General features: G+C 59.5%; 18 protein-coding genes. 10 read left to right on the forward strand and 8 right to left on the reverse strand.

What is annotated here, in order from left to right; genetic code table 11:
* Positions 1-6: 6 nt before the first annotated feature.
* From DYL61_RS10970 to DYL61_RS10985, 4 genes are all read right to left on the reverse strand, one after another.
* Positions 7-420 (reverse strand): SufE family protein, encoded by a 414-nt coding sequence (locus DYL61_RS10970; protein ID WP_135308351.1) that lies wholly within the window; start codon positions 418-420, stop codon positions 7-9.
* A complete protein-coding gene (locus DYL61_RS10975; protein ID WP_135308352.1) occupies positions 417-1,622 on the reverse strand; it encodes an aminotransferase class V-fold PLP-dependent enzyme in 1,206 nt (401 codons plus the stop codon). The genes DYL61_RS10970 and DYL61_RS10975 overlap by 4 nt, the downstream gene beginning before the upstream one ends.
* A gap of 64 nt (positions 1,623-1,686) precedes the next feature.
* On the reverse strand, positions 1,687-2,721 hold the full coding sequence (gene dapD / locus DYL61_RS10980; RefSeq protein WP_135308353.1) for a 2,3,4,5-tetrahydropyridine-2,6-dicarboxylate N-succinyltransferase: 1,035 nt from the start codon (positions 2,719-2,721) through the stop codon (positions 1,687-1,689).
* A gap of 33 nt (positions 2,722-2,754) precedes the next feature.
* On the reverse strand, positions 2,755-3,063 hold the full coding sequence (locus DYL61_RS10985) for an arsenate reductase (RefSeq protein WP_231982825.1): 309 nt from the start codon (positions 3,061-3,063) through the stop codon (positions 2,755-2,757).
* 254 nt (positions 3,064-3,317) lie between these two features.
* On the opposite strand from DYL61_RS10985, the gene DYL61_RS10990 reads away from it, so the two are divergent.
* The gene (locus DYL61_RS10990; RefSeq protein ID WP_135308354.1) at positions 3,318-4,961 is read left to right on the forward strand and encodes a Na+/H+ antiporter; all 1,644 of its coding nucleotides are present in this window, start codon (positions 3,318-3,320) and stop codon (positions 4,959-4,961) included.
* Here DYL61_RS10990 and DYL61_RS10995 read toward each other — a convergent pair.
* The 4 genes from DYL61_RS10995 to map form a co-directional block, all read right to left on the reverse strand.
* A complete protein-coding gene (locus tag DYL61_RS10995) occupies positions 4,951-5,685 on the reverse strand; it encodes a matrixin family metalloprotease (RefSeq protein ID WP_135308355.1) in 735 nt (244 codons plus the stop codon). The two genes, DYL61_RS10990 and DYL61_RS10995, sit on opposite strands and share 11 nt — an antisense overlap.
* 125 nt (positions 5,686-5,810) lie before the next feature.
* The gene (gene dapC / locus DYL61_RS11000; protein WP_135308356.1) at positions 5,811-7,010 is read right to left on the reverse strand and encodes a succinyldiaminopimelate transaminase; all 1,200 of its coding nucleotides are present in this window, start codon (positions 7,008-7,010) and stop codon (positions 5,811-5,813) included.
* Positions 7,011-7,186: 176 nt separating this feature from the next.
* The gene (locus DYL61_RS11005) at positions 7,187-9,889 is read right to left on the reverse strand and encodes a [protein-PII] uridylyltransferase (protein WP_135308357.1); all 2,703 of its coding nucleotides are present in this window, start codon (positions 9,887-9,889) and stop codon (positions 7,187-7,189) included.
* Between the two features lie 64 nt (positions 9,890-9,953).
* Entirely contained in the window at positions 9,954-10,736 is a 783-nt protein-coding gene (gene map / locus DYL61_RS11010; protein ID WP_016975842.1) for a type I methionyl aminopeptidase, read from the reverse strand.
* 387 nt (positions 10,737-11,123) lie between these two features.
* On the opposite strand from map, the gene rpsB reads away from it, so the two are divergent.
* The 9 genes from rpsB (at position 11,124) to bamA (ending at position 21,079) form a co-directional block, all read left to right on the forward strand.
* Complete coding sequence (gene rpsB, locus DYL61_RS11015) at positions 11,124-11,864, forward strand: 30S ribosomal protein S2 (RefSeq protein WP_029297291.1); 741 nt, start codon at positions 11,124-11,126, stop codon at positions 11,862-11,864.
* Positions 11,865-12,067: 203 nt separating this feature from the next.
* On the forward strand, positions 12,068-12,931 hold the full coding sequence (gene tsf, locus DYL61_RS11020) for a translation elongation factor Ts (protein WP_105696270.1): 864 nt from the start codon (positions 12,068-12,070) through the stop codon (positions 12,929-12,931).
* 211 nt (positions 12,932-13,142) lie between these two features.
* Positions 13,143-13,886, forward strand: coding sequence for a UMP kinase (gene pyrH, locus DYL61_RS11025; RefSeq protein WP_105520591.1), 744 nt, complete (start codon positions 13,143-13,145; stop codon positions 13,884-13,886).
* Positions 13,883-14,440, forward strand: a complete 558-nt coding sequence (frr, locus tag DYL61_RS11030) for a ribosome recycling factor (RefSeq protein WP_105520590.1) — start codon at positions 13,883-13,885, stop codon at positions 14,438-14,440. Before pyrH ends, frr begins: the two co-directional genes overlap by 4 nt.
* A 17-nt stretch (positions 14,441-14,457) precedes the next feature.
* On the forward strand, positions 14,458-15,213 hold the full coding sequence (gene uppS, locus DYL61_RS11035) for a polyprenyl diphosphate synthase (RefSeq protein ID WP_105696269.1): 756 nt from the start codon (positions 14,458-14,460) through the stop codon (positions 15,211-15,213).
* The gene (locus tag DYL61_RS11040) at positions 15,214-16,023 is read left to right on the forward strand and encodes a phosphatidate cytidylyltransferase (RefSeq protein WP_135308358.1); all 810 of its coding nucleotides are present in this window, start codon (positions 15,214-15,216) and stop codon (positions 16,021-16,023) included.
* Positions 16,020-17,210, forward strand: coding sequence for a 1-deoxy-D-xylulose-5-phosphate reductoisomerase (gene ispC / locus DYL61_RS11045; RefSeq protein WP_135308359.1), 1,191 nt, complete (start codon positions 16,020-16,022; stop codon positions 17,208-17,210). The genes DYL61_RS11040 and ispC overlap by 4 nt, the downstream gene beginning before the upstream one ends.
* Before the next feature lie 54 nt (positions 17,211-17,264).
* Entirely contained in the window at positions 17,265-18,617 is a 1,353-nt protein-coding gene (gene rseP, locus DYL61_RS11050; RefSeq protein WP_135308360.1) for a sigma E protease regulator RseP, read from the forward strand.
* Positions 18,618-18,691: 74 nt separating this feature from the next.
* Positions 18,692-21,079 carry an outer membrane protein assembly factor BamA gene (gene bamA / locus DYL61_RS11055; RefSeq protein WP_135308361.1) on the forward strand — a complete coding sequence of 796 codons (2,388 nt, stop codon included), beginning with the start codon at positions 18,692-18,694 and terminating at the stop codon, positions 21,077-21,079.
* Positions 21,080-21,104 lie beyond the last annotated feature (25 nt).

The following is a 21,104-nucleotide window of genomic DNA, read 5'->3' on the forward strand; positions in this document are numbered from 1 at the left end:
CCACATTTAGCCTTGTGTAAGGCTCAATGCTCGCATGCGCTGCAATACAGCATTCAAGCCATTGCTTCGAGACGGTGACAGCTGGCGGGAAAGCCCCAATTGATTGAACCAGTCGGGTAAGTCCACCGCCTGCAACTCGGCGGCAGAGAGCCCATTCACCCGCGCCAGCAGCAACGCCACCAACCCGCGAATCATCCGTGCCTCGCTGCTGGCGGCGAACTGCCAGTGGCCATCTCGCAAATGCCCGACCAGCCACACCAGGCTTTCACAACCCTGCACCAGGTTGGCATCGACTTTGTCTTCCGCTGCCAGGGCAGGCATGCGCTCGCCCCATTGCATCAGCAGGCGCGCGCGTTGCTCCCAGCTACCGACGGCCTGAAAGGCTTCAAGGGCGTTCACGGCGTCAACCGGCAAGCTCATCGCAGCATATCCAGCGCCTGGTCCAGGGCTTCAAAAAAGCGTTCCAGGTCATCGGAATCGTTATACAGCGCCAGCGACACACGTATCGCCCCCGACAAGTGCATCGCCTTGAGCAACGGCATCGCGCAATGATGGCCGGCGCGTACGGCAATGCCTTGCTCGGTCAGCAGGTGCGCAAGGTCGGCGTTATGCACGCCTTCAACCACAAAACTCACCAGCGCCACTTGGGGTGAGCCCAGCACCTGCACACCCTTGCGCGCCCTGAGGCCGCGCAGCAGGTAGTCATGCAAGGCCGCTTCATGGGCGACGACTGCCGCTGGGTCCAACGAACTCAGGTAATCCAGGCTGGCGCCCAGGCCGATCACGCTGGCAATCGGCGGCGTGCCTGCTTCGAAACCCAGCGGCGCCGGGCGAAAGCTGGCGCTGTGGTAGTCGGCCAGTTGCACCATCTCGCCACCAAACTGCCAGTGACGCAGGTGATGCAGGGCTTCGTTGCGGCCAAACAGCACGCCGACGCCATCCGGGCCGTACAGCTTGTGGCTGGAAAATACATAGAAATCGCAACCCAACGCCTGCACGTCGTGGCGACCATGGACGATGCCTTGGGCACCGTCGACCACGGTCAATGCGCCATGGGGCCGGGCCAGGGCGAGCAGGGCTTCCAGCGGCTGCCAGACGCCGAGCACATTGGACAACTGGCTCACCGCCAGCAGACGCGTGCGCGGGCCGATCAATTCGGCAGCGGCGGCGAGGTCAATCACGCCGTCGTCATCCAGCGGCAGCACCACCAGTTCCAGGGCGCGACGCTTGGCCAGTTGCTGCCAGGGCAGCAGGTTGGCGTGGTGTTCCAGGGCGCTGATGACAATTTCATCGCCCGCATTGAATAGATGCTCAAGGCCGTAGGCCAAGAGGTTCAGCGCAGAGGTTGCGCCGTGGGTGAACACGATCTGCCCGCTGTCACCTGCGTTCAACCACTGCGCGACCTTGCTGCGACTGTCTTCGAAGGCCTGGGTCGCATGGGCGCCCGGCAGATGCTGGGCACGGTGCACATTGGCTGCGCCATTGGCGTAGTAATGGCTGATGGCATCCAACAGGGCCTGGGGCTTTTGGGTGGTGGCGGCGTTGTCCAGATAGGTCTGGTCTTGCCGTTGCAGGGTAGCGATGGCCGGGAAATCGGCGCGCCAGGGGGAGGGTACAAGCATGGTGTTCAAGACTCGTATAAACGAGCCCCAGGAGCGGGGCTCGCTAGTGGCATCGAGTGGCTGCTTAGTTGTGAGCGTGCAGCGCTTCGTTCAGTTCGATGGCCGATTTGTGGGTTTTGCACTCCACGGCACCGGTTACAGAGTTGCGGCGGAACAGCAGGTCCGGCTGGCCGGCCAGTTCACGTGCCTTGACCACTTTGACCAGTTGGTTCTGCTCGTCCAGCAGGGCCACCTTGGTGCCGGCGGTGACGTACAGGCCCGATTCCACGGTGTTGCGGTCGCCCAACGGGATACCGATACCGGCGTTGGCGCCGATCAGGCAGCCTTCGCCGACCTTGATCACGATGTTGCCGCCACCCGACAGGGTGCCCATGGTCGAGCAACCGCCGCCCAGGTCCGAGCCCTTGCCGACGAACACGCCAGCCGACACACGGCCTTCGATCATGCCCGGGCCTTCGGTGCCCGCGTTGAAGTTGACGAAACCTTCGTGCATCACGGTGGTGCCTTCGCCGACGTAGGCGCCCAGGCGAATACGTGCGGCGTCTGCGATACGCACGCCAGCCGGCACCACGTAGTCGGTCATTTTCGGGAACTTGTCCACCGAGAACACTTCCAGCAGCTCGCCACGCAGGCGCGCTTCCAGCTGGCGTTCGGCCAGTTCGCTGATGTCGATGGCGCCCTGGCTGGTCCACGCAACGTTCGGCAGTTGCGGGAACACACCGGCCAGGCTCAGGCCGTGCGGCTTGACCAGGCGATGGGACAGCAGGTGCAGCTTGAGGTAGGCCTCGGGGGTGGAAGTCAGTGCGGCGTCTTCGGCCAGCAGGGTGGCGACCAGCGGGGTGTGGCTTTCAGCCAGGCGATTGAGCAGTGCGGCCTGGGTGGCGTCGACATTCTTGAGGGCGTCAGCCAGTTGCAACGCCTGGCTGATGGTGAACGTGATGGCCTGGTTGCCTTCGGTGTAGCCCAGGATCGGCGCGATGGCGGCGACGATTTCTGCCGATGGGTTGAGCAAGGGTTGTGCGTAAAACACTTCCAGCCAAGCACCTTGGCGGTTCTGAGTGCCGACGCCGAAGCCCAGGCTGAACAGGGAATTGGACATGCTGTTACCTCTACAAAAATGGAAAGGGCTGGCCTACTTGAGGGCCGCCGAATAACTATCTGGCTTGAAGCCAATCAGGGTTCTGTCACCGAGATCCAGCACTGGGCGCTTGATCATCGAGGGTTGTGCGAGCATCAATTCAATGGCTTTCGACTGATCGAGATCGGCTTTGCGTTCGTCTTCGAGTTTGCGAAAGGTGGTGCCCGCACGGTTCAAAACCACCTGCCAACCGTGCTCGTTGCACCATTGGGTCAAGTGTTCGCGGTCGATACCGGCCGTTTTATAGTCGTGGAACTCATAGCTCACAGCGTGCTCATCGAGCCAGGTGCGCGCCTTTTTCATGGTGTCGCAGGCTTTGATGCCGAAAAGGTGCAACGTTTTGCTTGAAGCGGTCAAGGAATTGCCCCCTTTGGACCAATGGAAACGAAAGGTCACGGATTATGCCACGACCAGCCGGCTCTGGTGCCCCTCGTCATGCGGGAGTGCGACTTATGTGCAAATGCCCGCGCTAGCATATGCGACTAATATGGCACTCCAATGGCGAGTTGTTGCCTGATGTGTGCCGTTGCAAGTCGATAGTCTGGGAATCCCGCGTTATGCAAACCGCCTACACCGTTCTAATCCTGCTGATGCTGGTCAGCGTTTCGCGTCTGGTCGGGCGTATCATTCCGTTGCCGTTACCCTTGGTACAAATTGCTGCGGGGGCCTTGCTGGCGTGGCCTACTTTGGGCCTGCATGTGGCGCTGGACCCGGAGTTGTTTCTGTTTCTGTTCTTGCCGCCGCTGTTGTTCTCCGATGGTTGGCGCATGCCCAAGCGTGAGCTGTGGCGCCTGCGCGGGCCGATCCTGACGTTGGCGGTGGGGCTGGTGCTGTTCACCGTGGTCGGCGCCGGTTATTTCATTCATTGGATATTGCCTACGATCCCGCTGCCGGTGGCCTTCGCTTTGGCGGCGGTTTTGTCGCCGACGGATGCCGTGGCGGTGTCAGCCATTTCCCAGAACCGCTTGCCCACGCCGCTGATGCATATGTTGCAGGGCGAGGCCTTGATGAATGATGCGTCGGGCCTGGTGACGTTCAAGTTTGCCCTGGCAGCGGCGTTGACCGGGGTGTTTTCCCTGGCGGATGCCAGCCTCACGTTCGTCCTGGTGGCCGTCGGCGGCTTGGCGGTGGGTGTGGCGTTGAGCTGGCTGGTGGGTCGCTTGCGCGCGTGGATGATCGCGCGGGGTTGGGATGATCCGGCAACCCATGTGGTGTTCATGTTGTTGCTGCCGTTTGCCGCCTATGTACTGGCTGAACGCCTTGGCGCCTCGGGCATTCTCTCGGCGGTAGCGGCGGGCATGATGCAAAGCTGGCTCGACCTGTTGCCGCGCCAGACCAGTACGCGGCTGCTCAATCGCAGTGTGTGGTCGTTACTGGAGTTTTCCTTCAATGGCTTGATCTTCCTGCTGCTGGGCTTGCAACTGCCGGACATTATCAAGGCCGTGGTGAGTCACGAGCCCACCCTGTGGCCGACCCTGTTCTATCGTTGCCTGGATGTGATTGCGATCTTCCTGGTATTGGTGCTGCTGCGGTTTATCTGGGTGCAAAGCATCTGGCGCCTGTCGGGCTTGCTGCGCAGGTTGCGCGGCAAAAGTGAGCTTACGTTGGTGCCGACCGCACGCTCTTGCTGGCTGCTGACCGTCGGTGGTGTGCGGGGTGCGGTGACGCTGGCCGGTGTCATGTCGGTGCCGTTGCTGCTGGCTCCAGGCCAGGACTTTCCCGAGCGTGATCTGCTGATCTTTATCGCCGCAGGTGTGATTCTGTTGTCGCTGGTCGCTGCCTGTATCGCATTGCCACTGCTGTTGCGCGGCATAGAAAAAAGCCCGGATGAGAAGCGTCACAAGGAGATTCGTGAGGCATGGAAAAAGACCGCTGTGGCAGCGATCCATGCTCTGGAAGCCGAAGAACCCACGGAAGCTGAAACCCCGGACGCTGCCCAGGCCGCGTTGGCGACGGAGTTGAAGGCGCGCCTGATGTCGGAGTATCGCCATCAGTTGGAAGTGTTCAACGACTCGGCCGAGGCCCAGGCCCTGGCCCAGCAGATGGATCAACTTGAGCGCAAATTGCGCCTCAAGGCTTTGCGGGCACAGCGCTTGGAGTTGTATAGCTTGAGCCGTCACCACCAGATTGGTGATGACGTTTTGAGGGAGGTGTTGGCGGAGTTGGATATGAGTGAGGCGAATCTGGGGCTCAAGAAATAGTGGATGTCGCTTTGGGATAGGCTTTTTTAGCCCAAGCGATGTCTCCATCGCTCAACGACCAGTTTTCAGACTGGCCCCAGTTGCCGTGTGTCAGTGTGGGACTGATTTCATAGTGCATGACCGAGTCGCCATCGTAGGGCAAGAAGTCGTATTGGTTGGAGCGAGGCAGAGGGAGCACGTCTTTTTGCACCCCTTGCCGGTCTAGCTCGGCGATACGGTTATAGCCCTCATACACTTTGTCCATATCCCACGGAATATTGGCATCAGGGTGTTGATGGGCATGATGAGCGCCGAGCATATGACCGAATTCATGCATCACCACGTAATTGAAACGGGGGTGATTATGGTCCCTTGGCAATGACATGCTGGGGCTTGCGGGATTCATATCGAGCGCCTTTGTCCCTATGGCTGAGCTGCCCCCTCCTTCATTTTTCATATTCTGAGTAATGCGAACGTCGCCTTCCTCTCCAGGCACGAACTCGAACTTCAGATTGATGTGGGGCAGCCATTCGCTGGCGGCTTTCTTGACGGCCAATACGTATGGATCGTCCATGTCGTAGTCATACATGGCGATTTTTATCGTGCTGTTTTGGGGCCAATATTTGGCGGGCTCGCCAATGTTGCGTCGGCTTCTGGAAAGGGGTTGTGCTGAATCGGCAGCATTTTCGCCGGATAAGGCAGCGGGCTGGTAATGAAAAGCGGCTGTCGGGGTGGGAGTTATCATGGTGGTTTGCCTGCGACTAATGAGGACGAATGTATGGATTTATTCGTCCAAGTCGCAGGAGCGTTCCGATCAAACGGTCCGAATCTGTAAGCCCGTGTTTACCTGAGATAAACGCGGGCTGCTGTTCAGTGGCGACGTTGAATAAAGTCGCGAATCCGCTCCGCCGCTTCCACGCACTCCGCCAACGGCGCAACCAGCGCCATGCGCACGCGGCCGGCGCCTGGGTTGAAACCGTCCACTTCGCGGGACAGGTACGAGCCAGGCACTACCGTCACATGTTCTTCCACGAACAGATCACGGCAGAACGCAGCGTCGTCGCCATTCACATTCGGCCACAGATAAAAGCCGCCATCAGGGCTCTGTACATCAAGCACCGGCTTGAGAATTGCCAATACGGCATCGAATTTTTCCCGGTACAGGTCACGGTTGGCCTGTACGTGGGCTTCGTCCTGCCAGGCAGCGATGCTCGCCAGCTGGGTTTGCACCGGCATCGCGCAGCCGTGGTAGGTGCGGTACAGCAGGAAGGCCTTGAGGATGTCGGCGTCGCCGGCGACAAAACCGGAGCGCAGGCCCGGCAAGTTGGAGCGCTTGGACAGGCTGTGGAACACCACGCAACGCTTGAAGTCCTGGCGACCCAGTTCGACGCAGGCGCTCAGCAGGCCGGGCGGCGGGGTTTGCTCGTCGAAGTACAGTTCGCTGTAGCACTCGTCGGCAGCGATTACGAAGTCGTATTCATCGGCCAGGGCAATGAGCTTTTTCAGGGTATCGACCGGGATTAGTGCGCCGGTGGGGTTGCCGGGGGAGCACAGGAACAGGATCTGGCAGCGTTTCCAGATGTCCGGTGTCACCGCGTCGAAATCCGGGTTGAAGCCATTGGCGTCAAGGCACGGCAAGTAGTGCGGTTTGGCGCCGGCGAGGAACGCGGCACCTTCGTAGATTTGGTAGAACGGGTTCGGGCTCACCACCAGCGCGTCATCGCCACGGTTGACCACGGTTTGGGTGAAGGCAAACAGCGCTTCACGGGTGCCGTTGACCGGCAGGATATTGCGCGCCGGGTCGAGCCAGCCTTTAGGCACGTTGAAGCGACGTTCGCACCAGGTGCCGATGGCTTCGCGCAGGGCCGGGATACCCAGGGTGGTGGGGTAGACCGCCATCTGGTCGAGGTTGTCGGCCAGGGCTTTGGCGACGAACTCCGGGGACTTGTGCTTGGGCTCGCCGATGGACAGCGCAATGGGGCGCTTATTCGGGTTCGGCGTGACGCTGCCCAGCAGGGCGCGCAGTTTCTCGAACGGGTAGGGCTGGAGCTGGTTCAGGGCGTTGTTCATGGAAAATCTCGTTCAATTCGGTTGAAAGCATGCGGTCTGCTGGGCTAAGCGATTCTTATGTGGGAGGGGGCTTGCCCCCGATGGCGGTATATCAGTCAAGAAATTGCTGGCTGGCACACCGCTATCGGGGGCAAGCCCCCTCCCACACAAGCCCGCTCACACAGTGAAATCGGGTGTCATATCGTCAGGCGTGTCAATTCGACGCCGGGCTCCTGGGTCACGCTCAACTGCTCGACGATGGCGGCCTGCAAGCGCAAGCACAGCTCAGGGTCGGACAGCGGTTGGTTGTCGGCGTCGGTGATGAAGAACACGTCTTCCACCCGTTCGCCGAGGGTCGCAATCTTGGCGTTTTGCAACGACAGGTCGAACTCCAGGAAAATCCCACCGATACGCGCCAGCAGGCCCGGACGGTCTGGTGCGCTGAGTTCCAACACCGTCACCGGGCGCTGGGCGTCGTTGGAAATGGTCACCTGGGGCGCAAACGCAAAATGCTTGAGCTGGCGCGGCACGCGACGCTGGATGATGGTCGGATAGTCATCCGGGTTGCGCAGAGCGTCGGTCAAGCCTTCGCGGATCTTTTTCACCCGCGCCGGGTTGTCACCGATGGACTCGCCCTCGGTGTCGAGCACGATGTAGGTGTCGAGGGTGAACTGGCTGCTGGAGGTGATCACGCGCGCGTCATGGATGTTCAGGTTGAGCTGGTCCATGGCCGCCACGGTCACCGCGAAGAAGTCGTGCTGGTCCGGTGCGTAGATGAAAATCTGCGTGCCGCCCTCGAACTCGCGCTGGGTGGTTTCCTTGATCAGCACCAACGGGCCGCCATCAGCCGGTTGTTGCAGGATTGCGTCACTGTGCCAGGCCACGTCGCCGGCGGTGTGGCGCAGGAAGTAATCGTCCCCCAGTTGCGACCACAATTGCTCGACGTCGTCCGGGTCATTGCCGCCGCGCACCAGGATGTCCAGGGCCGCGCTTTGGGTGCGGCGGATCTGCTCTTCACGGTCCACCGGGTTTTCCAGGCCACGACGCAGCGCACGCTTGGTCTCGGTGTACAGCTGGCGCAACAGGCTGGCGCGCCACGAGTTCCACAGCGTCGGGTTGGTGGCGTTGATATCGGAAACGGTGAGCACGTAGAGGTAGTCGAGGCGGGTCTCATCGCCAACGATCCCGGCAAAGTCGTGGATCACCTGCGGGTCGGACAAGTCCTTGCGCTGGGCGGTGGTCGACATCACCAGGTGGTTTTGCACCAGCCAAACGATCAGACGGCTGTCCCACACGGGCAACTGATGGCGCTGGCAGAACGCCTCGGCGTCAACGGCTCCGACTTCCGAGTGATCGCCATGCCGGCCCTTGCCGATGTCGTGGTACAGCCCGGCCAGGTAGATCAGTTCGGGCTTGGGCAGCTTGGCCATCAGCTTACTGGCCAGCGGGAATTTCTCTGACACCTGGGTGTACTGCAACTTACGCAGGTGCTTGATCAGGTTCAGGGTGTGGGCGTCCACGGTATAGATGTGGAACAGGTCATGTTGCATCTGCCCGACGATAAAGCCGAACTCCGGCAGGTAGCGCCCGAGGATGCCGTAGCGGTTCATGCGGCGCAGGTTGCGGTGGATGCCGATCTTGCACTTGAACAGCTCGATAAACAGGCTGGTGTTGCGGATATCGTTGCGGAAATCGTCGTCGATCAAGTGACGGTTTTCTCGCAGCAGGCGGATGGTATCGGCGCGCACGCCTTTGATTTCCGGCTGCTGCGCCATCAGTACGAAGATCTCCAGCATGGCGAACGGCGTACGGCGGAACACATTGTCGTTGCGCGCCTCGATATAGCCATCGTGCAGTTGGAAACGCGCGTTGATCGGTTGCGGCGGCGCCTCGTCTTCGGGGGCCAGGATCACTTCTTCGAAGTGCTGGATGATCAGGTCGCTGAGCTGGGCAATGCTCATGACCACCCGGTAGTACTGCTGCATGAAGCTTTCGATGCTGGTCTTCGCGTCCTCGCCTTCAAACCCCAGCAGGGTGGCGATGGAGCGCTGGTGATCGAACAGCAGGCGGTCTTCGGAGCGCCCGGCAAGCATGTGCAGGGCGTAGCGGACTTTCCACAGGAACTCCTGAGAGGAGGCCAGCAGGGCGTTTTCGCTCTCCACCAGGAACCCTTCGCCAGCCAGGGCGCGCAGGTTCAGGGTGCCGTACTGGCGGCGAGCCACCCACAGGATCGTCTGGATATCCCGCAGCCCGCCGGGCGAGCCCTTGACGTTGGGTTCCAGGTTGTACTCGGTGTCGTTGTACTTGTGATGCCGGGCTTTTTGCTCGGCGCGCTTGGCCAGGAAGAAGTCCTTGCTGGGCCACATGTGCGCGGTGCTGGTGACTTCGAGCATGCGCTGGCGCAGACGCTCGGGGCCGGCGATGGTGCGGCTTTCCATCAGGTTGGTGATGACGGTGAGGTCGGCGCGGGCCTCTTCGGCGCATTCATCCACCGAACGTACGCTCTGGCCGACTTCCAGGCCGATGTCCCACAACAGTGTGAGAAAGCGCTCGATGGAATCGCGAAAGATCTCATGATCGGCGCTGTCCAGCAGGATCAGCAGGTCGATGTCCGAGTAGGGGTGCAGTTCACCACGACCGTAGCCGCCGACCGCTACCAGAGCGATGTCGGCGTCTTCGCTCCAACTGAACTGTTCCCAGGCCTTTTGCAGGATGTTGTCGACGAACCAGGCGCGGTCCTCGATCAGCCGGCGGATCTCCCGGCCGCTACGAAAGCGCTCATCGAGCACCTCGCGGGCGTGACGGATAGCCTTCTTGAACGCGGCGATGGGGCTCGCCTTCAGGGCCAGTTCGGCCTGGAACTGGCCACGGTCGAAGAGTTCGGGATCCACCTGGGGCATCGATCGGCTTTCCTTTCTATCTATTCAGTCAGTCATTACACCGTTGGGAAAACCTGTGCAGCCCTTACGCGGAGACGCGGGGAATCGTATCGTCGGCGCGCAGGGTGAAGATCTCGTAGCCGGTCTCGGTGACCAGCAGGGTGTGTTCCCACTGCGCCGAGAGCTTGCGGTCCTTGGTGATGGCGGTCCAGCCGTCGCCCAGCACCTTGGTGTCGGCCTTGCCCTGGTTGATCATGGGTTCGATGGTGAAGGTCATGCCTGCCTTGAGTTCCATGCCGGTGCCGGCGCGGCCGTAGTGCAGGATCTGTGGCTCTTCGTGGAACACGGTGCCAATGCCGTGGCCGCAGAATTCACGGACTACGGAGAAACCGTTCTTTTCCGCATGCTTCTGGATCACTTCACCGATATCGCCCAGGCGGCAGCCGGGTTTTACGATTTCAATGGCCTTGTACATGCATTCCTGGGTCACCTGGGACAGGCGCTCGGCCCAGACCGGCACGTTGCCGACGTGGAACATGCGGCTGGTGTCGCCGAAGTAGCGGTCCTTGATCACGGTGACGTCGATATTCAGGGTGTCGCCGTCCTTCAACGGTTTGTCGCCTGGAATCCCGTGGCAGACCACGTGGTTGACCGAGGTGCAGATCGACTTGGGGAAACCCTTGTAGTTCAGCGGCGCGGGGATGGCGCCTTGCACGTTGACGATATAGTCGTGGCAGATCTGGTTCAGGGTTTCGGTGGTAACGCCGGGCTTGACGTGTTCGGCGATCATTTCCAGTACGTCGGCAGCCAGTTTTCCGGCGATGCGCATGCCGGCGATGTCTTCGGCGGTTTTCAAACTAACGGTCATACAGGCTCTCTCTAGCGCAACGCGCTGAAATCAATTCGGTTTACGGGCGTGCGACAAAAGGTTACAGAATTCGCACAAGCCACAAAAAACGCGATTCTAACAGACGCTGGCGTCAAATCATGAGCCTCTGATGATCGCTTCTCTCTATCGGGTAGGGGCAAGTGGGCTCTATTCAAGGGCTTACACGAAAGCGGTCGACGGCAAATGTGATTGCGGGTTTCGTTTTCGTCGATGCTGTGGTATAAAATGCGCCGCTTTCCGGGGATGCCCCGCGAAGCTTAAATCCACACACGTGTCGACACGATGACCTGGGTGCCGGAGGCCTTGCTGCCGCTGGTTGGTCATTGGGATACGTGGAGGCCAAACCCGACTTATTAAGGAACTATCATGTCCCAAGTCAACATGCGCGATATGCTGAAGGCCGGTGTGCACTTCGGTCACCAGACCCGTTACTGGAACCCGAAAATGGGTAAGTACATTTTCGGCGCGCGTAACAAGATCCACATCATCAACCTTGAAAAAACCCTGCCAATGTTCAACGAAGCTCTGACTTTCGTAGAGCGTCTGGCCCAGGGCAAAAACAAGATCCTGTTCGTCGGCACCAAGCGTTCCGCTGGCAAGATCGTTGCTGAAGAAGCAGCACGTTGCGGTTCGCCGTACGTCGATCACCGCTGGTTGGGCGGCATGCTGACCAACTTCAAAACCATCCGTGCTTCCATCAAGCGTCTGCGTGACCTTGAAGTGCAAGCCGAAGACGGTACTTTCGCCAAGCTGACCAAGAAAGAAGCGCTGATGCGCTCCCGTGACCTGGAAAAGCTCGATCGTTCCCTGGGTGGTATCAAGGACATGGGCGGTCTGCCTGACGCACTGTTCGTTATCGACGTTGATCACGAGCGCATCGCGATCACCGAAGCCAACAAGCTGGGCATCCCGGTTATCGGCGTAGTCGATACCAACAGCAGCCCGGAAGGCGTTGACTACATCATCCCAGGCAACGATGACGCAATCCGCGCTATCCAGCTGTACATGGGTTCGATGGCTGACGCTGTAATCCGTGGTCGCAACAATGTTGGCGGCGGCACTGTAGAGTTCGCTGCTGAAGAAGCGCCGGTCGCTGCAGCTGAGTAATTGACGCCCTGGCGTTGACTCAGTAAGCAAAAAGGGGGCTTGGCCCCCTTTTTGCCACCTCGAAAACCGTTTGTCGGCTCCCACTTGTGGCGGCGCAACCTAGCGCTTGTAACGTGCAGCAGTCTACAAAGGTGATTCGGGAAGAATTGATCGCCCGTTTGATCGGGTGGAATGGTTGAAAACCTATCCAAGAGGATTTTGAAATGGCAGAGATTACTGCAGCGTTGGTTAAAGAACTGCGTGAGCGTACCGGCGAAGGCATGATGGATTGCAAAAAGGCCTTGACCAAGGCCGGCGGCGACATCGAAAAAGCCATCGACGACATGCGTGCTTCCGGCGCCATCAAGGCTGCCAAGAAAGCAGGCAACGTAGCTGCCGAAGGCGCTATCGCTCTGAAGGAAGACGGTAAATCCGCAGTGCTGCTGGAAGTGAACTCGCAGACTGACTTCCTGGCCCTGCAAGACGACTTCAAGGCATTCGTTGCCGAGAGCGTTGAAAAAGCATTCGCCGAGAAGCTGACCACTGTTGAGCCTCTGATCGAAGCGCAAGAAGCTGCTCGCCTGGTACTGGTCGGCAAGGTTGGCGAAAACGTCAACATCCGTCGCCTGGTTCGCGTTGAAGGTGATGTGGTTGGTGGTTACCTGCACGGCAACAAAATCGGTGTAGCGGTTGTTCTGAAAGGCGGCGACGTTGAGCTGGCCAAAGACATCGCTATGCACGTTGCTGCAAGCAACCCTGAGTTCCTGCTGCCTTCGGAAGTGTCTGCCGAAGCGATCGAGCGTGAAAAAGCTGTGTTCCTGCAGCTGAACGAAGAGAAAATCAAAGGCAAGCCAGAAAACATTGTTGAGAACATGGTCAAAGGCCGTATCAGCAAGTTCCTGGCTGAAGCAAGCCTGGTTGAGCAGGCGTTCGTCAAGAACCCTGAAATCAAGGTTGGCGAACTGGCCAAGAAAGCCGGTGCTGAAATCGTTTCCTTCACTTACTTCAAAGTAGGCGAAGGCATCGAGAAGCCGGTCGACAACTTCGCTGAAGAAGTTGCTGCCCAGCTGGCTGCCGCCAAGCAATAAGACAGTTTTCAACTGTCGCCCGAAAGAGGCTGCCCGCTCACGCGCGCAGCCTCTTTTCAAATGGGAAGGCCGATTTTATTTGGTTTCCCTTCGGAACTGGCTTACAAAGCCGTGTTCCGATGGCGCTGTAGCAGCGTCCAGCTAGAGTGAACGCAAGCCGTAAACGGTTCGCCAAGAATTTTTAAAAAATACGCCGCAGGAGAGATTCGCAATGGCTCAGCAGGGCAGTGGTTATCAGGCTCGCTATAAACGCATTCTACTCAAGCTTAGCGGCGAGGCCCTGATGGGCTCGGAAGAGTTCGGGATCGATCCCAAGGTGCTCGACCGCATGGCGCTGGAAGTCGGCCAATTGGTCGGTATCGGCGTGCAAGTCGGCCTGGTGATCGGCGGCGGCAACCTGTTCCGTGGTGCCGCCCTAAGCGCAGCCGGCATGGATCGCGTTACCGGCGATCACATGGGCATGCTGGCCACTGTGATGAACGGCCTGGCCATGCGCGACGCCCTGGAGCGCGCCAATATCTCGGCTATCGTGATGTCGGCTATTTCCATGGTCGGTGTGACCGATCACTATGATCGTCGCAAAGCCATGCGTCACCTCAACTCCAAGGAAGTGGTGATCTTTGCCGCCGGTACGGGTAACCCGTTCTTCACCACCGATTCGGCTGCGTGCCTGCGTGCCATCGAAATCGATGCCGACGTGGTGCTCAAAGCCACCAAGGTCGACGGTGTGTACACTGCAGACCCATTCAAAGACCCGCATGCCGAGAAGTTCGATCATCTGACCTACGATGAAGTGCTGGATCGCAAGCTGGGCGTGATGGACCTGACGGCTATTTGCCTGTGCCGCGACCACAAGATGCCGCTGCGCGTATTTAACATGAACAAGCCCGGCGCCCTGCTGAATATCGTACACGGCGGCGCAGAAGGGACTCTGATCGAGGAAGGCCAACAATGATCAACGAAATCAAGAAAGACGCCCAGGCGCGTATGCAGAAATCCCTGGAATCCCTGAGCCACGCATTCGGTCAGATCCGCACCGGCAAGGCTCACCCGAGCATCCTGGGCAGCGTGATGGTGCCTTACTACGGTTCCGATACGCCTATCAGCAGCGTCGCCAACATCACCGTCAAAGACTCGCGCACCCTGCAAGTCGTCGCGTTTGAACGCAACATGCTGGGTGCCGTCGACAAGGCCATTCAGAGCGCTGGTCTGAACCTCAATCCGACCAACCTGGGCGAGTTGCTGCTGATCTCCATGCCTGCCCTGACCGAAGAAACCCGCAAGGGCTTCACCAAGCAGGCGCGCAGTGCTGCCGAAGACGCTCGTGTTGCCGTGCGCAACATTCGCCGCGATGCCTTGGGTGACCTGAAGAAACTGGTCAAGGACAAGGAAATCAGCGAAGACGAAGAGCGTCGTGCCGTCGCTGATATCGACAAACTGACCAAAGATGCCGAGGCTCAGATCACCAAGGCCACGGACGAAAAAGAAAAGGACCTGATGGCCGTATAAGGGGTCAGGACGCCTTCATGGAAAAGACCAAGCAGACTGTACCCTCTGTGGTGCCGCGCCATGTCGCGATCATCATGGATGGGAATAATCGCTGGGCGAAGAAACGCTTTATGCCGGGTGTTGCCGGGCATAAAGCGGGTGTCGATGCGGTGCGGGCCGTGATTGAGGTGTGTGCCGAGGCCGGGGTCGAAGTGTTGACCTTGTTCGCCTTCTCCAGTGAGAACTGGCAGCGGCCGGCCGAAGAAGTCAGCGCCCTGATGGACCTGTTCTTCAAGGCGTTGCGTCGTGAGGCCAAGCGCCTCAACGACAACAACATCAGCCTGCGCATCATCGGTGATCGCTCGCGCTTTCATCCGGAATTGCAGGCGGCCATGCGTGAAGCCGAGGCCATTACGGCTGGCGCCAACCGTTTTGTGCTGCAAATCGCCGCCAACTACGGCGGCCAGTGGGATATCGCCCAGGCTGCGCAGCGCCTGGCTCGCGAAGTGCAGGCCGGTCATCTGCGTCCGGACGACATCACCCCGGAGTTGTTGCAGACCTGCCTGGTGACGGGCGACCTGCCGTTGCCGGACTTGTGCATCCGCACCGGTGGCGAACACCGCATCAGCAACTTCCTCCTGTGGCAATTGGCCTATACCGAGTTGTACTTCTCCGACCTGTTCTGGCCGGACTTCAAACACGATGCCATGCGCAATGCGCTGGCCGATTTCGCTTCCCGTCAGCGTCGTTTCGGTAAAACGAGCGAGCAGATCGAAGCTGGAGCCCGGGTTTAAATGCTTAAACAACGAATCATCACAGCACTGATCCTATTGCCGATCGCCTTGTGTGGGTTTTTCCTGCTCGATGGTTCCGGTTTTGCGCTGTTTATTGGCCTGGTCGTCACCTTGGGCGCCTGGGAATGGGCGCGGCTGGCGGGTTTCAATGCGCAGTTGCCGCGTGTGGTGTATGCCGCCGTGGTCGCAGTGCTGTTGTTCCTCATGTATACCCTGTCGAGCATTGTCGTGCCTTGGGTGTTGGGGGCGGCGGTGTTGTGGTGGGCGCTGGCGACCTTCCTGGTGCTGACCTTCCCGCGCACCAGTGGCCATTGGTCCAGTGTTGCCAGCAAATTGGTGATTGGTTTATTGATCCTGCTGCCTGCCTGGCAAGGGCTGGTGGAGATCAAGAACACGCCGATGGGCAACTGGCTGATCCTGGCGGTCATGGTGTTGGTGTGGGGCGCGGATATCGGTGCTTACTTCTCCGGTCGGGCCTTCGGCAAGCGCAAGCTGGCGCCGGCCGTCAGCCCGGGCAAGAGCTGGGAAGGCGTGTATGGCGGGCTGGCGTTGACGCTGCTGATCACGCTGGTCGTTGGCATTGTGCGTGAGTGGTCCGTGATGCAGATTTTCCTGGCCTTGCTGGGGACCGCCATCGTCGTGTTTATCTCGGTGGTGGGTGACCTCACTGAAAGCATGTTCAAGCGCCAGGCTGGGATCAAGGACAGCAGTAACCTGCTGCCGGGTCATGGGGGTGTGCTGGACCGCATCGATAGCCTGACCGCCGCGATCCCGATCTTCGCCGTGCTGTTGTGGATGACCGCTTCGTGAGCCGTCTGCAGCAAGTGACGGTGCTGGGTGCAACCGGCTCGGTAGGGTTGAGCGCCCTGGACGTGATTGCTCGCCATCCCGACCGTTATCAGGTCTTCGCCTTGACCGGTTTTACCCGTTTGGCTGAGCTGCTGGCCCTGTGTGTCCGCCATGCGCCGCGCTTTGCGGTTGTACCTGAGGCCGCAGCAGCGCGTGGCTTGCAGGATGACCTGCGGGCTGCCGGGCTCGCCACTCGGGTGCTGGTGGGGGAGGAGGGGCTTTGCCAGGTTTCGGCGGATGCCGAAGTGGATACCGTTGTGGCTGCCATTGTGGGCGCTGCTGGCCTGCGTCCGACCTTGGCGGCCGTGGATGCTGGCAAGAAGATCCTGCTGGCTAACAAAGAAGCGCTGGTCATGTCTGGCGCGCTCTTTATGCAGGCGGTGCGCAAAAGCGGCGCCGTACTGTTGCCCCTCGACAGCGAGCACAACGCAATTTTCCAGTGCATGCCCGGCGACTATGCTCGCGGCCTGAGCCAGGTCGGTGTGCGGCGTATCCTGCTGACCGCCTCCGGCGGCCCGTTCCGCCAGACGCCATTGGCTGAGTTAGAGCATGTTTCGCCTGACCAGGCGTGTGCCCATCCGAACTGGTCCATGGGGCGCAAGATCTCCGTGGACTCGGCGAGCATGATGAACAAGGGCCTGGAACTGATCGAGGCGTGCTGGTTGTTCGATGCGCGCCCTGACCAGGTCGAGGTGGTGATCCACCCGCAAAGTGTGATTCATTCCCTGGTCGACTATGTGGACGGCTCGGTGTTGGCCCAATTGGGCAATCCCGACATGCGCACACCCATTGCCAATGCCCTGGCGTGGCCGGAGCGTATTGATTCCGGCGTGGCGCCATTGGACCTGTTCGCGGTTGCCCGCCTGGATTTCGAAGCGCCGGACGAGCAGCGCTTTCCTTGCCTGCGCCTGGCGCGGCAAGTGGCGCAAGCGGGTGACAGTGCGCCGGCGATGCTGAATGCGGCCAATGAAGTGGCGGTGGCGGCGTTTCTCGACGGACGCATCCGTTTTCCGCAGATCGCGAGTATCATCGAGGACGTTTTGCAGCGTGAGCCCGTCGTGGCGGTGGATGAGCTTGCGGCGGTGTTTGAGGCAGATAGCAAGGCTCGAGCCCTGGCCGAGCAATGGTTGGGCCGCAACGCGCGTTAGTCTGCAGGTGCGTTTGAACCTGGCGGGCACTGGATTGGAATGCGGAGAAATTAGATGAGTGCGCTTTACATGATTGTCGGCACCCTGGTTGCTCTGGGTGTGCTGGTTACCTTCCACGAATTTGGCCACTTTTGGGTGGCGCGTCGTTGCGGCGTCAAGGTACTGCGCTTTTCCGTCGGTTTCGGCATGCCGTTGTTGCGCTGGCATGACCGCCGCGGCACTGAGTTCGTGATTGCGGCTATCCCGCTGGGTGGCTACGTCAAAATGCTCGATGAGCGCGAAGGCGAAGTGCCGGCTGACCAATTGGACCAATCGTTCAATCGCAAGACCGTTCGTCAGCGCATCGCAATCGTTGCTGCCGGCCCAATCGCCAACTTCTTGTTGGCGATTGTGTTCTTCTGGGTCCTGGCCATGATGGGCAGCCAGCAACTGCGTCCGGTCATCGGCGCGGTTGAGCCGGACAGCCTGGCGGCAAAGGCTGGGTTGGTTGCCGGGCAGGAAATTGTGTCCATTGATGGCGAGCCGACTGTGGGTTGGGGCGCGGTCAATCTGCAGCTGGTCCGTCGCCTGGGCGAAAGCGGCACCGTCAATGTCGTGGTGCGCGAGCAGGACTCCACCGCCGAGAGGCCGCGAGCGCTGGTTCTCGATCATTGGCTCAAGGGTGCGGACGAGCCTGATCCGATCAAATCCCTGGGCATCCGCCCATGGCGCCCGGCGTTGCCACCGGTGCTTGCCGAGCTGGACTCGAAGGGCCCGGCCCAGGCCGCAGGTCTGAAAACCGGTGATCGTTTGCTCGCCCTTGATGGTCAGGCGGTGAGCGAATGGCAGCAGGTAGTCGACTGGGTACGTGTACGGCCTGATACCAAAATTGTGCTGAAGATTGAGCGCGACGGTGCTCAAATCGACGTCCCTGTCACCCTGGCTGTGCGTGGGGAGGGCAAGGCGGCCGGGGGTTACCTCGGTGCCGGCGTCAAGAGCCCGGATTGGCCGCCGTCGATGCTGCGCGAGGTCAGTTACGGGCCGGTGGCGGCGATTGGCGAGGGTGCAAAACGCACCTGGACCATGAGTGTGCTGACCCTCGAATCCCTGAAGAAAATGTTGTTCGGCGAGCTCTCGGTAAAAAACTTGAGTGGACCGATAACCATTGCTAAAGTGGCGGGCGCTTCTGCCCAGTCGGGTGTCGCGGATTTCCTGAATTTCCTGGCTTATCTGAGTATTAGCCTGGGTGTTCTGAATTTGCTGCCCATTCCAGTATTGGATGGGGGGCATCTGTTGTTTTATCTGGTCGAGTGGGTGCGTGGTCGCCCCTTGTCAGATCGGGTGCAGGGTTGGGGGATACAGATCGGTATCAGTTTGGTGGTCGGGGTGATGTTGTTAGCCCTGGTCAACGATCTGGGAAGACTGTAACGCTTCGCTGAATTGCGAATCTGCCGCATTTTGCGGCAGTTTGTTTATTGCCAGTTGGAATAAGAAAGGACTTCATGAAACGTCTGCTGCTAACTGCGGTTCTCACCGTATTGATGATCGCCGAAGTTCACGCCGAGTCCTTCACCATCTCCGATATTCGCGTCAACGGCCTCCAGCGGGTTTCCGCGGGTAGCGTCTTTGGTGCCTTACCGTTGAACGTCGGTGAACAGGCTGATGACCGCCGCCTGGTGGAATCCACTCGTGCGCTGTTCAAAACCGGTTTCTTTCAAGACATCCAACTGGGTCGCGAAGGCAACGTCCTGGTTATCACCGTCGTCGAGCGACCTTCTGTCGCCAGTATCGAGATCGAAGGCAATAAGGCCATCTCGACTGAAGACTTGATGAAAGGTCTGAAACAATCCGGCCTGGCCGAGGGCGAGATCTTCCAGCGCGCCACCCTCGAGGGTGTGCGTAACGAACTGCAACGCCAGTACGTTGCCCAGGGCCGCTACTCCGCGACCGTGGAAACCGAAGTGGTGCCACAACCGCGCAACCGTGTCGGCCTCAAGGTCAACATCAACGAAGGCACCGTGGCGGCGATCCAGCACATCAACGTGGTGGGTAACACCAAGTTCGCTGATGAAGACCTGATCGACCTGTTTGAACTCAAGACCACCAACTGGTTGTCGTTCTTCAAGAACGATGACAAGTACGCCCGTGAAAAGCTGTCCGGTGACCTGGAGCGTCTGCGTTCCTACTACCTGGACCGTGGCTATATCAACATGGATATCGCTTCGACCCAGGTGTCCATCACCCCGGACAAGAAGCATGTCTACATCACCGTCAACGTCAACGAAGGCGAGAAGTACAAGGTTCGTGACGTCAAGCTGAGCGGCGACCTGAAAGTACCTGAAGATCAGGTCAAGGCCTTGCTGCTGGTACAGAAAGACCAGGTGTTCTCGCGCAAGCTGATGACCACCACCTCCGAGCTGATCACTCGCCGCCTGGGTAACGAAGGCTATACCTTCGCCAACGTCAACGGCGTGCCGACTCCGCATGATGATGACCACACCGTGGACATCACCTTCGTCGTCGACCCGGGCAAGCGTGCCTACGTGAACCGCATCAACTTCCGTGGCAACACCAAGTCTGCGGACGAAGTGCTGCGTCGTGAAATGCGTCAGATGGAAGGTGGCTGGGCGTCGACTTACCTGATCGACCAGTCCAAGACCCGTCTTGAGCGCCTGGGCTTCTTCAAGGAAGTCAACGTCGAGACCCCGGCCGTACCGGGTGTGGATGACCAGGTTGACGTGAATTACGCCGTGGAAGAACAAGCCTCGGGTTCGATCACCGCCAGCGTCGGTTTCGCACAGAGTGCCGGTCTGATCCTCGGTGGCTCCATCACCCAGAACAACTTCCTCGGTACCGGTAACAAGGTGTCCATCGGCCTGACCCGAAGCGAATACCAGAGCCGCTATAACTTCGGTTATGTCGACCCCTACTGGACTGCTGACGGTGTGAGCCTGGGCTACAACGCCTTCTACCGCACCACCGACTACAAAGATCTCGATGTCGACGTTGCAAGCTATGCGATCGACAGCCTGGGTGCTGGCGTGAACATCGGTTACCCGATCAGTGAGACCTCGCGTCTGACCTTCGGCCTGACCGCGCAACAGGATGAGATCAAGACCGGCGTCTACACCGTGGACGAAATCTTCGACTTCACCCGTAAGGAAGGCGATAAGTTCCTCAACTTCAAGGCGTCGGCCGGCTGGTCCGAGTCGACCCTGAACAAAGGTGTATTGGCGACCCGTGGCCATTCCCAGAGCCTGACCCTGGAAGCCACTACGCCGGGCAGCGACCTGTCGTTCTTCAAGCTTGACTACCGTGGCCAGCTGTTCGCACCGTTGAGCGACAACTACACCATGCGCCTGCACACCGAACTGGGTTATGGCGATGGTTATGGTTCCACCAATGGTCTACCGTTCTACGAGAACTACTACGCGGGTGGCTTCAACTCCGTACGTGGTTTCAAAGACAGCACCTTGGGCCCGCGTGGTACTCCGAGCCGTGGTGTAGGTGTCACCGGTAACCAGGGCACTGTCGCAGACTCTGACAACGACCCGCTGCCGTTCGGCGGTAACGTGTTGATCCAGGGTGGTGCGGAGATTCTGTTCCCGCTGCCATTCGTGAAGGATCAGCGTTCGCTGCGTACGTCGGTCTTCTGGGATGTGGGTAACGTGTTCGACTCCAAGTGCGAACAGGTCACCAACCCAAGTGGTGTGAAGTCCAACACCCAATGCAACGACGTGAGCCTCAGCAACCTGGCAAGCTCCGTGGGTGTGGGTGTGACCTGGGTGACTGCACTTGGCCCGTTGAGCTTCGCTCTGGCCATGCCGATCAAGAAACCGGATAACGCTGAAACCCAGATCTTCCAATTCTCCCTCGGCCAGACGTTCTAAGCGTCTGACCCAAGATAACGACAAC

Origin of the sequence: Pseudomonas nabeulensis, from assembly GCF_004682045.1 — a bacterium.
GTDB lineage: Bacteria > Pseudomonadota > Gammaproteobacteria > Pseudomonadales > Pseudomonadaceae > Aquipseudomonas > Aquipseudomonas nabeulensis.